This is a genomic window from Rhizobium sp. AN73 (assembly GCF_030757975.1).
Classification (GTDB): domain Bacteria; phylum Pseudomonadota; class Alphaproteobacteria; order Rhizobiales; family Rhizobiaceae; genus Agrobacterium; species Agrobacterium arsenijevicii.
The window spans coordinates 1,067,832-1,081,242 of sequence record NZ_JARWME010000002.1; the positions used below are offsets into that span (position 1 = coordinate 1,067,832).

Genomic DNA, 13,411 nt, shown 5'->3' on the forward strand with positions numbered 1-13,411 from the left:
TCTCAGGGAACAACCCAGACCAGCCCGTGCCATTCCCTGTCGATATGACCGGGAGCCGAAAAATCCAGCGAAGGTTCGCGTATCAGGCCAAGGCGCGACATAACGGCCTGGGACCGGATATTCTCGGGACTTGTATAAGCGAATATCCGGGCGAGACACGCGCCATCAGCCGCATGCGCCAGCGCAGCCCTCGCGCTTTCGGTCGCGTAGCCGTTTCCCCAGGCCTGCCGTATGAACCGCCAGCCAATTTCGCGGTGTCTGCCAAGCGGATGATCTTCGGCTAGACGCGGCATGACACCGGCATAACCGAGAAAGACGCCATCAGGACTTTCCACCGCCCAGCGGGCAATGCCGTGCTCGCGCTCGGCCGTGCGGTAACGCTCGAATTTCTCTCTGCTCTTATCGCGGCTCACCGGCCCGCCCTGATCGGCCATCACGTCCGGGTCGGTCTGCATTGCGGCGAAGGCTTCGAAATGATCGTCCCGCCAGTGGTGCAGGCGCAAGCGTTCCGTTTCAATCACAGTCATTTCCGGCCAACCCTTTGAAGACGATAGAGGTCTTGAGATGTTAGCCGGCATTCTAGCCGCTACGAGATGACGGTAATAAGACGTGACCATCGGGAGCAGCGGTCAGAGCCGCTCAGACCGCCTTTTGCAGCACCTGCGCACCGTTCGGCGCATTGACCTTGCCGCCGGTGATGAAGAAGGCGAAGACGTCGCGCGGGGTCTTTTCGACTTGTCTGTCAGGTGCGATCAGCGGCAGATCGTCGGGCACGCCGCCTGCCGCATAGGTCTTGACCCGTTTCGCCCAATGGTCGATCCCGGCTTTCGGGTAGCAGGTCTTGATATCGTCTTCGCCTTTTTGCAGGCGGCAATAGACGAAATCGGCGGTTACATCAGGCAACATCGGATAGTCGTGATGGTCGGCGCAGACGACAGCGACCTTGTGTTTTGCGAGAAGATCGATGAATTCCGGCACCTGAAATGTCGGATTTCGCACTTCGACGACGTGGCGCAGGCTAATGCCGTCCTGTTTTTCTGGCAGTAGCGCCAGAAACGCACCGAAATCATCCGCGTCGAATTTTTTCGTCGGTGCGAATTGCCAGAGGATCGGGCCGAGATGGGACCCGAGTTCCGTCAGGCCCTGCGTCAGGAACTTCGTCATCGATTCACCCGCTTCGGCCAGAACCTTGCGATTGGTGACGAAGCGGCTTGCCTTCAGGGAAAAGATGAAATCCTCCGGCACGTCCGCCGCCCATTTGGCGAAGGTTTCGGGTTTCTGGCTGCTATAATAGGTGCCGTTCACCTCGATTGCCGTCAACTGCCGGCTGGCATGTTCGAGCTGGCGTTTCTTTGGCAGCTTTTCCGGATAAAACGTGCCTTCCCATGGCTCAAAGGTCCAGCCGCCAATACCGGTGCGGATCGTGCCTGATGTCGACATATGCTGTTCCTCCTCCGGCCGCTGGCCTTTCGAACCCTTATCTGGAAAGGCTGCGAACTATTCCGCAGCCTCGCGTTTCCCGGCCGGCCGGCGTTCGAGAAGTTCCTTCAGGAAGTGACCCGTATAGGAGCGCTCGACCTTGACGATGTCTTCCGGCGTGCCGGTTGCCACCACTTCGCCGCCGCCCGTGCCGCCTTCAGGGCCGATATCGATGATCCAGTCGGCCGTCTTGATGACTTCGAGATTGTGCTCGATCACCACGACGGAGTTGCCCTGATCCACCAGAGCCTGCAGCATTTCCAGGAGCTTGTTGACGTCGTGGAAATGCAAGCCCGTGGTCGGCTCATCGAGGATGTAGAGCGTGCGGCCGGTGGAGCGTTTCGACAGTTCCTTGGCGAGCTTGACGCGCTGGGCCTCACCACCGGACAGCGTATTGGCCTGCTGACCGACCTTGATGTAACCAAGGCCAACATCGAACAGCGCTTGCAGCTTGTCGCGCACCGCCGGCACGGCGGCGAAGAATTCCACGCCTTCTTCCACCGTCATATCCAGCACGTCAGCGATGGATTTGCCCTTGAAGGCGACATCCAGCGTTTCGCGATTGTAGCGTTTGCCGTGGCAGACGTCGCAGGTGACGTAGACATCCGGCAGGAAGTGCATCTCGATCTTGATGACGCCGTCGCCCTGGCAGGCTTCGCAGCGACCGCCCTTGACGTTGAAGGAGAAACGGCCCGGTGCGTAACCGCGCGCCTTTGCTTCCGGCAGACCGGCAAACCAGTCGCGGATTGGCGTGAATGCGCCGGTATAGGTGGCGGGGTTGGAGCGTGGCGTGCGACCGATCGGCGATTGGTCGATGTCGATCACCTTGTCGATGAATTCGAAACCATCGATGCGGTCGTGTTCGGCCGGGATTTCGCGCGCGCCCATCACCCGACGGGCCGCCGACTTGTAGAGCGTCTCGATCAGGAAGGTGGATTTGCCACCGCCCGAAACGCCGGTAACGGCGGTGAAGACACCAAGCGGCACAGCCGCAGTCACATTTTTCAGATTGTTGCCGCGTGCACCAAAAACCTTGATCTCGCGACCCTTCTTGGGCTTGCGGCGCTCGGCCGGCACGGCAACGCCGAGTTCGCCGGAGAGATATTTGCCGGTCAGCGATTTCGGATTGGCCATCACCTCCTGCGGCGTGCCTTCGGCGATCACCTGACCACCATGGATACCGGCGGCGGGGCCGATATCCACGACATAATCAGCCGTCAGAATGGCATCCTCGTCGTGCTCGACGACGATCACGGTATTGCCGATGTCGCGCAGGTGCTTCAGCGTATCGAGCAGGCGGGCATTGTCGCGCTGGTGCAGGCCGATGGACGGTTCGTCGAGAACGTAAAGCACGCCGGTAAGGCCGGAGCCGATCTGCGAGGCAAGCCGGATACGCTGGCTTTCGCCACCGGAAAGCGTGCCGGAATTGCGCGACAGACTGAGATAATCCAGCCCGACATCGTTGAGGAAGCGCAGGCGTTCGCGGATTTCCTTGAGGATGCGAACCGCAATCTCGTTCTGCTTTGCGGTCAGATTTTCCGGCAGCGTTTCGAACCAGTCGCGCGCCATGCGGATCGACATCTGGGTGACTTCGCCGATCTGCAATTTGTTGATCTTGACGGCGAGCGCTTCCGGCTTCAGGCGATAACCGGCGCAGGCCGGGCAGGGGGCTGCCGACATGTAACGCTCGATTTCCTCGCGCGCCCAGGCGCTGTCGGTCTCTTTCCACCGACGTTCCAGATTGGGAACGATTCCTTCGAAATTCTTCACTGTCTTGTAGGAGCGCGCGCCGTCCTGATAGTTGAACTCGATCTTGTCGTCGGTGCCCTGAAGAATGGCGTGCTGCGCCTCTTTCGAAAGGTCCGTCCACTTGCTCGACAGCTTGAAATCGAAGGCCTTGCCCAGCGCTTCCAGCGTCTGGTTGTAATAGGGCGACGAAGACTTGGCCCAGGGGGCGATGGCGCCGTCGCGCAGGGTGCGCGCCGGTTCCGGAACGATCAGGTTTTCATCGACCTTCTGCTGCGAGCCGAGGCCATCACAGCTGGGGCAGGCGCCGAAGGGATTGTTGAAGGAGAAAAGCCGTGGCTCAATTTCCGGAATGGTGAAACCGGAGACCGGGCAGGCGAATTTTTCCGAAAACAGCACGCGCTCATGGGTCTCATTGAGCGATTTGTTGGCGGAGCCACCGGCCGCAGTCTCTTCCGGCGGCAGGGGCTTGTCGGCAAACTCCGCTACTGCCAGCCCATCGGCCAGCTTGAGGCAGGTCTCGATACTGTCGGCAAGGCGTGCTGCCATATCCGGGCGCACGACGGCGCGGTCCACCACCACGTCGATATCGTGTTTGTATTTCTTGTCGAGGGCGGGAACGTCGGCGATCTCGTAGAACTGGCCATCCACCTTGACGCGCTGGAAGCCCTTCTTCATCAGCTCGGCGAGTTCCTTTTTATATTCGCCTTTGCGGCCACGCACGATCGGTGCGAGAATATAAAGGCGCGTGCCTTCCTCGAAGCCAAGAATGCGGTCGACCATCTGGCTGACGGTCTGGCTTTCGATCGGCAGGCCCGTGGCCGGCGAATAGGGTACGCCCACACGCGCAAACAGCAGGCGCATATAGTCGTAGATTTCCGTGACCGTGCCGACCGTGGAACGCGGGTTCTTCGAGGTGGTTTTCTGCTCGATGGAAATCGCCGGGGACAGACCCTCGATACGGTCGACATCCGGCTTCTGCATCATTTCGAGGAACTGGCGCGCATAGGCCGAAAGGCTCTCGACATAACGGCGCTGGCCCTCGGCATAGATCGTGTCGAAGGCAAGCGAAGACTTGCCCGAGCCGGAGAGCCCGGTCATGACGATCAGCTTGTTACGCGGCAGATCCAGATCAATGCCCTTGAGGTTATGCTCACGGGCACCGCGGATGGAAATCGTCTTCAATTCACTCATGATAAAGCTCGGACAAAAATAACAGGCCTGATGGCGGCGCGTCCTTATGTAGTGACGCAACCGGACGTGTCGAGGTTTATTCCCTATCGGTCGATGGCTTTTCGGCTCACTTGACTCGAATTTCACGATTCAATAGAACAAAAAAGGAACAAATTGCAAGTGCGAATATACGCTGTTTGAATGTCGGGATTATTCGCTGTGGATTGTTCCCGGTTGCGGTGCCCTTTACGGGCGGCGATGGTTATTGTGTGCGGAATTTTTTGAAATGCAATTGCCGGTCATGATCGCCGGCGGACAGGATGACGAGATGGCTGGTAGCGTAAACAAGGTAATTCTGATTGGGAACGTTGGCGCCGATCCCGAAATTCGCCGGACGCAGGACGGCCGTCCGATCGCCAACCTGCGTATTGCCACTTCGGAGACCTGGCGCGACCGCAACAGCGGCGAGCGCAAGGAAAAGACCGAATGGCACACCGTCGTGGTTTTCAACGAAGGCCTGTGCAAGGTTGTCGAACAATATGTGAAAAAGGGCGCCAAGCTCTATATCGAAGGCCAGTTGCAGACGCGCAAGTGGCAGGACCAGACCGGTAACGATCGTTACTCCACCGAAGTTGTGCTGCAGGGCTTCAACTCCACGCTGACCATGCTTGACGGTCGCGGCGAAGGCGGCGGCGGTGGCCGCAGCGGTGGTGACATCGGCGGTGGAGATTATGGCAGCGGCGGCGGTAACTACGGTGGCGGTTACGACCAGCAGCCGGCAGCGCGCGGTGGCTCTTCTTCCCGTGGCGGCAGCCAGCCTTCCGGTGGCTTCTCCAACGACATGGACGACGATATCCCGTTCTGATCGGACGGGAAATGACGGGTGAAGCAACAGGAGACGGGCATGAGTGACGAAACGGTACCCAAACAGCCTGCCACCTGGCGCATCATACTGGCATTTTTCCTCGATTTCTGGACGGCGTTTTTCGCCGCCGGATTCATCGTCGCATCGGTTGCGGGCGGACGAACACCAAACGGCTTCCAGTTGAATGGCATGCCCGCCCTTTTCGCCTTCGCACTGATCATCGCCTATTTCGTCGTGCTTGGGCGGTTTTTCGGCGGCACGCTGTGGCAGCGCCTTTTGAAGGCCAGACGATAGTCAGCGGGTCTGAACAAGCGCACCGAGAGTGTTTTATTTTAAGGTTGCGGCAGCTTATGCCGCGGCCTTGTCCGCCAGCATCGCAACCATGACGTCGGATTGCGACAGAATACCCACCATCTTGCCGTTGGCGTCGATCACCGGCAGGTAATGCAGCCCTTCCTCCGCAAAACGGATAATCGCTTCCTCTATCGCCGTTTCCGGCCGCACAGTTCTGACCGGCGATGTCATGATATCCTTGACGGTATCGTTGGGTGCGCTTGCACCTGAGAGGATGAGGCGCAGCCGCTGCAGAAAACCGATGGAGGGGCGGCCGTTTCTCCAGCTCGCCTTTTCCAGAAAGTCCGTCTGGGTGACGATGCCGACGATTTCGGCGCTGTCATTGGTGACGGGTAGCGCCTTGAAATGATGGTTGTGCATCAGGGCATGGGCGTGGCGCAGGCTATCATCAGGAGCAACGCCAACCACATCGCGTGACATAACGCTGGCGCAATCGAGATGCAGGGCGCGGCGGCGCCAGGAGCGTAGTTCGGTCCTGCGCAAAATGGTCTCCAGCTGGTCGCGATCGATATCCAGAACCTCGTCATATTCCTTCAGCACCTCGTCCAGATCGGCGGAAGAAAAGCCGATTTTCTGGATTGGCGTCGGGTCTGCCGTGCCGTGGCTCGCTTTCCCCAACCGCAGACCGTGCGGATAGGTGCGGCCGGTGGCATTGTTGTAGGCGAGCGCCACGGCAAGCAGGATCAGGGAGTTTCCGGCGACGGGCCAGAGGAGAAAGCCATAACCGAGGCTATGCACGGCGGGGCCGCCGAGAACGGCCGTCAGCGCTACCGCGCCGCTCGGTGGGTGCAGGCAGCGCAGTGCCATCATGGCGGCAATGGCAAGGCTGATGGCGAGCGCGCTGGCAAGGAAGATATCCGGAACGAGAAGCGCCACCGTCACGCCCACGAAAGCCGAAACGAGATTGCCGCAAAGGATTGACCAGGGCTGCGCCAGCGGGCTGGACGGCACGGCGAATAAAAGCACCGCCGAGGCGCCCATCGGCGCGATCATGGCAGGCAGGGTCGGGTCGAAGCGGAAAGCAAGGCTGCCCAACAGTCCGGTCAGCAAAATACCGACGAATGCGCCGGTAGCCGTGCGCAGCCTTTCCCTGTGACTGACGGGAGCGGCATCCGGGATGAGGCGGCGCAGCGTGGATCGCATGGAGCAAGCTTTCTGGTGCGGAAAAGATGCGCATCTTTTAACCGAGACGGGGGCCGGATTTAAAGGGTGGATTTTTCGCTATATCGGCCGGTCGCGGCATTTTGTTGCGCGGATGTGACCGTCAGAACGCGAAGGCCGATTTTATGCCGTCCACCACGAATTGCACGGAAAGGGCGGCGAGGAGAACGCCAAGCAGCCTCGTCAGGATTGCGCGGCCGGTATTGCCGAGAAATCGGTCCATGCGTTCCGAAACGATCAAAGCGGCGTAGACGAGGGCCATGGCGAAGGCGAGGATGAGAATAAGCACGACCATTTCGAGCGTGGTCTTCATCGTTCCCGCCAGAAGCACGGTGGCGGAAATGGCGCCCGGTCCGGCAATCAGCGGCAGGGCCAGCGGAAAGACCGCCAGATTGTGCAGATGGTCTTTCGTGATGGCGATCTCGGAGGTCTTTTCCTTGCGCTCCTGGCGTTTTTCGAAAATCATCTCGAAGGAAATCCAGAACAGCAACAGACCGCCGGCGATGCGGAACGCACCGAGCGAAATGCCGAGAAGGTTGAGGATTGCAAGACCGAACAGGGCGAAGACGGCGAGAATGCCAAACGCGATGATTGAACCGCGCAACGCGACCTGGGCGCGCTGGTTGCGCGTCATTCCAACCGTGAGTGCGAGGAATACGGGCGCAAGTCCGGGCGGGTCGAGCGTGACCAGAAGTGTGGTAAGCGCGTTGATGAGCGTTTCGCTGCTGGCCATTATTTCCCCACCTGTTCTGTTTTTAGGCCGGAGCCTACGCAAGTCGTACACGCTTTAAAAGGGAGCGACGGCGCTTTTGCCGACCTAAATGGTGAAAAGCGGTGTATGTCTTGCAAATGACGCAAAAGACTGTTCAAAACTCGCCGGGAAATTGGCTTAACGTGGCTGTTTCCGCTATAAAAATCCATCCGATTCTTAACAGAGAATGTGATCCGTTTTGACTGACCAGAGCCCCCCGGCGGCGGAAAACTTCCGCCAGGCATTGAACCGATTTCCATCATTGAGGAAATGCAGCGGTCCTACCTCGATTACGCCATGAGCGTTATCGTGTCCCGCGCACTTCCCGATGTCCGTGACGGTCTGAAGCCGGTTCATCGCCGTATTCTTTACGGCATGTCCGAACTCGGCATCGACTGGAACAAGAAATACGTCAAATGCGCCCGCGTCACCGGTGACGTGATGGGTAAATTCCATCCGCACGGCAATGCGGCGATTTACGATGCGCTGGCGCGCATGGCGCAGGACTGGTCGCTGCGCCTGCCGCTGATCGACGGACAGGGCAACTTCGGCTCCATCGACGGCGATCCGCCGGCGGCTGAACGTTACACCGAATGCCGTCTTGAAAAGGCAGCCCATTCGCTTCTCGACGATCTCGACAAGGAAACCGTCGATTTCCGTGACAACTACGACGGCACCCTGCACGAGCCGACGGTCATTCCCGCGAAGTTCCCGAACCTTCTGGTCAACGGGGCAGGCGGCATCGCCGTAGGCATGGCGACGAACATCCCGCCGCACAATCTCTCTGAAGTCATCGACGGCTGTATTGCCCTCATCGACAATCCGGCGATCGAGCTGCTCGAACTGATGCAGATCATTCCCGGTCCGGATTTTCCGACCGGCGCGCTGATCATGGGGCGTTCCGGCATCCGCTCGGCCTATGAGACGGGTCGCGGATCGGTCATCATGCGCGGCCGTGCGACCATCGAGCCGATGCGCGGCGACCGCGAGCAGATCATCATCACCGAGGTTCCCTATCAGGTGAACAAGGCGACGATGATCGAGAAGATGGCTGAGCTGGTCAAGGAAAAGCGCATCGAGGGCATTTCCGACCTGCGCGACGAGTCCGACCGTCAGGGTTATCGCGTCGTCGTCGAACTGAAGCGCGACGCCAATGCCGAAGTCATCCTGAACCAGATTTATCGCTACACGCCGCTGCAGACCTCCTTCGGCTGCAACATGGTGGCGCTGAACGGCGGCAAGCCGGAACAGATGACGCTGCTGGACATGCTGCGCGCCTTCGTCTCATTCCGTGAGGAAGTCGTCAGCCGCCGCACCAAATATCTGCTGCGCAAGGCGCGCGACCGCGCGCATGTGTTGGTCGGTCTGGCGATTTCGGTCGCCAATATCGACGAGGTCATCCGCGTTATCCGTCACGCTCCCGATCCGGCTACGGCCCGCGAGGAACTGATGACGCGGCGCTGGCCGGCGAAGGATGTGGAAAGCCTGATCCTTCTCATCGACGATCCGCGCCACCGTATCAACGAAGACGGCACCTACAATCTGTCCGAAGAGCAGGCGCGCGCCATTCTTGAATTGCGCCTTGCCCGCCTGACGGCGCTTGGCCGCGATGAAATCGGCGACGAGCTGAACAAGATCGGCGCTGAGATCAGCGAATATCTCGATATCCTGTCTTCGCGCCTGCGCATCATGCAGATCGTCAAGGACGAGCTTACTGCCGTTCGCGACGAGTTCGGCACACCACGCCGGTCCGAGATCGTCGAGGGCGGCCCCGACATGGACGATGAAGACCTCATCGCCCGCGAAGATATGGTCGTCACCGTTTCGCATCTCGGCTACATCAAGCGTGTGCCGCTGACCACCTACCGGGCGCAGCGTCGCGGCGGCAAGGGTCGTTCCGGCATGGCGACGCGCGACGAAGATTTCGTCAACCGTCTCTTCGTTGCCAATACCCATACGCCGGTGCTGTTCTTCTCCTCGCGCGGCATCGTGTACAAGGAAAAGGTCTGGCGCCTGCCGATCGGCACGCCGCAGTCGAAGGGCAAGGCCCTCATCAACATGCTGCCGCTGGAACCCGGCGAGCGCATCACCACCATCATGCCGTTGCCCGAGGATGAAACGACCTGGGAAACGCTTGATGTGATGTTCTCGACGACACGCGGTACGGTTCGCCGCAACAAGCTCGGCGATTTCGTGCAGGTCAACCGCAACGGCAAGATCGCCATGAAGCTTGACGAGGAGGGTGATGAAATCCTCTCCGTCGAGACCTGTACTGAACATGACGACGTCTTGCTGACGACGGCACTCGGCCAGTGCATCCGCTTCCCTGTGGACGATGTGCGCGTCTTTGCCGGTCGTAATTCGGTCGGCGTGCGCGGCATCAACATGGCCGACGGCGACCGCATCATCTCCATGACCATCGTGGGTCATGTGGATGCCGAACCGTGGGAGCGTGCCGCTTACCTCAAGCGTTCGGCTGCCGAGCGGCGTGCCGCAGGCGTCGATGAGGAAGATATCGCACTGGTTGGCGAAGAAGTGACGGAAGAGGGCGAACTCAGCGAAGAGCGTTATCAGGAGCTGAAGGCGCGCGAAGAATTCGTGCTGACGGTTTCCGTGAAGGGCTTCGGCAAGCGCTCGTCCTCTTACGACTTCCGCACCTCGGGCCGTGGCGGCAAGGGCATCCGCGCCACCGACACCTCGAAGACGACGGAAATCGGCGAACTCGTCGCTGCCTTCCCCGTGGACGAAGGCGACCAGATCATGCTGGTTTCCGATGGCGGTCAGCTCATCCGCGTGCCTGTCAACGGCATCCGCATTGCCAGCCGCGCGACCAAGGGCGTGACGATCTTCTCCACCGCCAAGGATGAGAAGGTGGTTTCCGTGGAACGCATCAACGAGCCGGAAGGCGACGATGAGGCGGAAAACGGCAACGGTGAAGATGTGGCTGACAATCTGCCGGAAACACCGGAAACACCGGAGAGCGAGGCGTAAGCCGCCTCATTTCCCCATCGCCAATCAACAGAAAACCCCGCGGCGCACAGGCTCCGCGGGGTTTTTCTTTGTCTTGTCCGGTCAGGTTAGTTCAGCGGATCCGGATATGGACCGGCGCGCGCCCGGAGCGGCGGCCGACGTGAAGGTGGATGTTGGCTTCCGGCTGATTGGCGCGCCAGGCGCGGGCGCCATGTGACAGAAGCAGGCTGACGAGATCGCGCGTCTTTGCCTTGGAACGGTTGAGACCGAGATCGGCAATACGCATTGCCGCCTCGTGAATGGGATGCAGAACCGACAGACTGCTTTGCCCGTTGCCAGACGCAATGTCCGAATAATTCTCGTTAACTGCCATCTTGGAAAGCCTCGCTACACATTACACAATTCGAGGAGACAGGCGATGTTTCAACCGTGAGCCACCGCCTGCGCGAACGTCGATTACTGGAGTGACGCCCAGCAGCTGACGCCTTTCTTTTTCAATGCATTGCATGCATTTACCGCGGCGTTCTGGCCGTCGAAGCCGCCGAAACGGGCGCGGTAGACCTGGGAGCCATCTCTATTGAAGGCGACCGTGAAGGGTTTTGCGGAACGAAGGGCAGCGCCACCTTTTTCCTGTGCATTCTGCAACAGGCCACGCGCGGAGTTTTCATCCGGCGATGCGCCGATCTGGATCACCCAGCCGCCCTGCGGAGCCTCGGCTTTTGCCGAAACAGAAGCGGTGGAGGGTGCAGATGCCGGCGTGGATGCGGTGGTGATGTTGTCCAACTTAGTCGAGTTGGTAATCAACTTACGGTCCGGCGCGACGGGCACCTGAGGAATGGGATCCTTGCCCTTCTGCCAGGTGGCGGCTTCCATGGCCTTAACGGCCGGATTGGAAGAGGAGCCTGCAAAGGCTGTAACCGGCGCGTCCTCGTAACGGGTCTGCGGTACAGGCCCGGCATGCGGAAGGCCGGAATCGGTTGCAGCGACTGCTACGGAGGGAACAGTTGCAGCCACGGCCACCGCGACGGGCTCTTCAACCGGCATCGACCGCGTCTGTGCGATCAGGTTGCTGCTGCCGCCACGCGAGGCCTGCGGCAGGTAGGTCGCTACAAGCTTGCGCATGGTGGCGTCGCGGGCGGCGCTGGAGCGACCACCGAGAATGACGGCAACGATGGAGCGACCATCGATCTGCGCCGATGTTGCGAGATTGCTGCCGGCGGCACGGGTATAACCGGTCTTGATGCCGTCGACGCCGCGCACGGTTCCAACGAGACGATTGTGGTTGCCGATGACCTGCTTGCCGAAATTGAAAGTGCGGGTGGAGAAATAGCCGTAATATTGCGGAAAATGCTGACGAAGGGCGATGCCGAGGCGGGCCTGGTCGCGCGCCGTCGTCATCTGCGCCGTGTTTGGCAGGCCGTTGGCGTTGCGGTAGGTCGTGCGGGTCATGCCAAGCGCACGGGCCTTGGCGGTCATCATCCGGGCAAAACGGTCTTCGGAACCACCGACATATTCACCGAGCGCGGTGGCCATGTCGTTGGCGGAACGGGTAACGAGTGCAAGAATGGCCTGTTCGACCGTGACGCTGCCACCGGAGCGCACGCCGAGCTTGGAAGGCGGCTCCTTGGCGGCATTGGCCGAGACCGGCACCTTGGAATCGAGCGAGATACGCCCGGAATTCAGCGCCTCGAACGTCAGATAAAGTGTCATCATCTTCGTCAGCGATGCGGGATAACGCAGACCGTCCGGATCCTCGCCGTAGAGAACCTTGCCGGTCTTGGCGTCGATGACGATGCCCGCATATTTCGGGTCCGCCTGTGCGGTCCCAACCGATGTTGCGGTTATGAACGCTGCAGCAAGGGTCAACGCAACAAACCTTACCAAAGACGTCGCACCCGCTTTACGCGAATGTGCCCCAAATAGACTTTTCAACACTGCTGAACTCTTCAATCGCATATTTCTATTCCGCTCGGACGCGCCCCGCCCGAGTGCTCCGGGGAGAAACTTTATCGGGATGGCGTTACCAAGTGGTTTATGAAAGGTATCCACGCTCCATAAAATGCGACTTTTCAGGCGCAATCTGGCACGCGCCTTTTCACGGATTTCAGTCTTTTACGAGGCGTTGCTCGATGTAGCGTTTCACATCCGCATCAAGCTTTTGCCATTGCGGCAGCAGGCTGGCGGAAAAGCGGTAGAACAGGCTGAGGTCCTGACCGGCGTGGATATCCCTCTGGCAGTCGCTGCCTGTCGCCTCTTGCGGTGTCTGCGGCAGAAGGCAGCGCACCACATAGTCGCTTTCGCCCTCGCGCTTTCCGGTCAGTATGACTTCCTTGCCGTAGCCAGAATCGGCACGCAGGCGGTGCAGCACGAGGCCGTGTTTCAGCGGCACCGGCTCTCCTTCCGTCAACCGGGCATAGATCGGCGCGAAACGGCCGGACATGTCCTCGGACATGGTGCTTTGCGAAAGCTGGATGAAGATCAGCCCTGCCGCCTGTGCCGGATCGTCGAAAACCGCGCGATTGGCATCCTCGTATCCCCTAAGACCCGGCCAGGTCAGATAAAGGTCTGCCCGCTCGCGTTCGCCGTCATGACGCTCCGAGGGTACTCGCAACGTGTTTTTCGCGAGTTTCAGCCGGTCATTGCCGATTGTGATCTCCACCGCGTCGGTCGCCGTCGTATGGCCCGCCTGAAGGATCCGATCGCCGTACCATTTGACGCCGATATTGAGGGCCGCGACAAAACCGAGAATAATGACGGCGAAGATGGCGGCGCGCCGTATCAGAGACGATGAAAGCAGGGGTCTTTCGTTCTGCATGAGCTTCCAAATTCGTTCTTGCCGCCGGACGCGTTTTCCACACTGGAAATAGACAGGCAAAGCTTTAACCTGCGGCGATCGCCATTGAAATGATGTT

At 59.7% G+C, this 13,411-nt stretch carries 11 protein-coding genes; 3 read left to right on the forward strand and 8 right to left on the reverse strand.

What is annotated here, in order from left to right; all coding sequences use genetic code 11:
- Positions 1-2: 2 nt before the first annotated feature.
- From RBH10_RS15215 to uvrA, 3 genes are all read right to left on the reverse strand, one after another.
- Positions 3-527, reverse strand: coding sequence for a GNAT family N-acetyltransferase (locus RBH10_RS15215; protein ID WP_281036646.1), 525 nt, complete (start codon positions 525-527; stop codon positions 3-5).
- 112 nt (positions 528-639) lie between these two features.
- Positions 640-1,440: a DUF72 domain-containing protein gene (locus RBH10_RS15220; protein WP_281036645.1), complete on the reverse strand. Its 801-nt coding sequence runs from the start codon at positions 1,438-1,440 to the stop codon at positions 640-642.
- 57 nt (positions 1,441-1,497) lie between these two features.
- Positions 1,498-4,419 carry an excinuclease ABC subunit UvrA gene (uvrA, locus tag RBH10_RS15225; RefSeq protein ID WP_045016282.1) on the reverse strand — a complete coding sequence of 974 codons (2,922 nt, stop codon included), beginning with the start codon at positions 4,417-4,419 and terminating at the stop codon, positions 1,498-1,500.
- Between the two features lie 265 nt (positions 4,420-4,684).
- Between uvrA and RBH10_RS15230 the strand changes: the two genes are divergently transcribed.
- Positions 4,685-5,263, forward strand: a complete 579-nt coding sequence (locus RBH10_RS15230; protein WP_045016524.1) for a single-stranded DNA-binding protein — start codon at positions 4,685-4,687, stop codon at positions 5,261-5,263.
- A 39-nt stretch (positions 5,264-5,302) separates the two neighbouring features.
- Positions 5,303-5,557: a hypothetical protein gene (locus RBH10_RS15235; protein ID WP_281036644.1), complete on the forward strand. Its 255-nt coding sequence runs from the start codon at positions 5,303-5,305 to the stop codon at positions 5,555-5,557.
- Positions 5,558-5,611: 54 nt separating this feature from the next.
- Here RBH10_RS15235 and RBH10_RS15240 read toward each other — a convergent pair whose 3' ends face one another.
- Both RBH10_RS15240 and RBH10_RS15245 read right to left on the reverse strand, forming a co-directional pair.
- Entirely contained in the window at positions 5,612-6,760 is a 1,149-nt protein-coding gene (locus RBH10_RS15240; protein ID WP_281036643.1) for an HPP family protein, read from the reverse strand.
- A gap of 121 nt (positions 6,761-6,881) precedes the next feature.
- Positions 6,882-7,511: a MarC family protein gene (locus tag RBH10_RS15245; RefSeq protein WP_045016276.1), complete on the reverse strand. Its 630-nt coding sequence runs from the start codon at positions 7,509-7,511 to the stop codon at positions 6,882-6,884.
- 261 nt (positions 7,512-7,772) lie between these two features.
- Here RBH10_RS15245 and gyrA point away from each other — a divergent pair, with 261 nt between their 5' ends.
- Entirely contained in the window at positions 7,773-10,520 is a 2,748-nt protein-coding gene (gene gyrA, locus RBH10_RS15250; protein WP_306180943.1) for a DNA gyrase subunit A, read from the forward strand.
- A gap of 91 nt (positions 10,521-10,611) precedes the next feature.
- On the opposite strand, the gene RBH10_RS15255 is transcribed toward gyrA, so the two are convergent.
- From RBH10_RS15255 to RBH10_RS15265, 3 genes are all read right to left on the reverse strand, one after another.
- Positions 10,612-10,872 carry a hypothetical protein gene (locus RBH10_RS15255; protein WP_045016273.1) on the reverse strand — a complete coding sequence of 87 codons (261 nt, stop codon included), beginning with the start codon at positions 10,870-10,872 and terminating at the stop codon, positions 10,612-10,614.
- 83 nt (positions 10,873-10,955) lie between these two features.
- Positions 10,956-12,455 carry a D-alanyl-D-alanine carboxypeptidase gene (locus tag RBH10_RS15260; protein WP_281036642.1) on the reverse strand — a complete coding sequence of 500 codons (1,500 nt, stop codon included), beginning with the start codon at positions 12,453-12,455 and terminating at the stop codon, positions 10,956-10,958.
- Between the two features lie 148 nt (positions 12,456-12,603).
- On the reverse strand, positions 12,604-13,314 hold the full coding sequence (locus tag RBH10_RS15265; RefSeq protein WP_281036641.1) for a hypothetical protein: 711 nt from the start codon (positions 13,312-13,314) through the stop codon (positions 12,604-12,606).
- Positions 13,315-13,411: the final 97 nt, after the last annotated feature.

Excerpts from the sequence above, each read along its gene's own strand:
- RBH10_RS15230 (WP_045016524.1), top strand. The coding sequence starts at position 4,685 with ATGCAATTGCCGGTCATGATCGCCGGCGGACAGGATGACGAGATGGCT.
- RBH10_RS15240 (WP_281036643.1), bottom strand. The coding sequence starts at position 6,760 with ATGCGATCCACGCTGCGCCGCCTCATCCCGGATGCCGCTCCCGTCAGT.
- RBH10_RS15265 (WP_281036641.1), bottom strand. The coding sequence starts at position 13,314 with ATGCAGAACGAAAGACCCCTGCTTTCATCGTCTCTGATACGGCGCGCC.
- RBH10_RS15260 (WP_281036642.1), bottom strand. The coding sequence starts at position 12,455 with ATGCGATTGAAGAGTTCAGCAGTGTTGAAAAGTCTATTTGGGGCACAT.
- RBH10_RS15245 (WP_045016276.1), bottom strand. The coding sequence starts at position 7,511 with ATGGCCAGCAGCGAAACGCTCATCAACGCGCTTACCACACTTCTGGTC.
- RBH10_RS15215 (WP_281036646.1), bottom strand. The coding sequence starts at position 527 with ATGACTGTGATTGAAACGGAACGCTTGCGCCTGCACCACTGGCGGGAC.
- RBH10_RS15235 (WP_281036644.1), top strand. The coding sequence starts at position 5,303 with ATGAGTGACGAAACGGTACCCAAACAGCCTGCCACCTGGCGCATCATA.
- RBH10_RS15220 (WP_281036645.1), bottom strand. The coding sequence starts at position 1,440 with ATGTCGACATCAGGCACGATCCGCACCGGTATTGGCGGCTGGACCTTT.
- uvrA (WP_045016282.1), bottom strand. The coding sequence starts at position 4,419 with ATGAGTGAATTGAAGACGATTTCCATCCGCGGTGCCCGTGAGCATAAC.
- RBH10_RS15255 (WP_045016273.1), bottom strand. The coding sequence starts at position 10,872 with ATGGCAGTTAACGAGAATTATTCGGACATTGCGTCTGGCAACGGGCAA.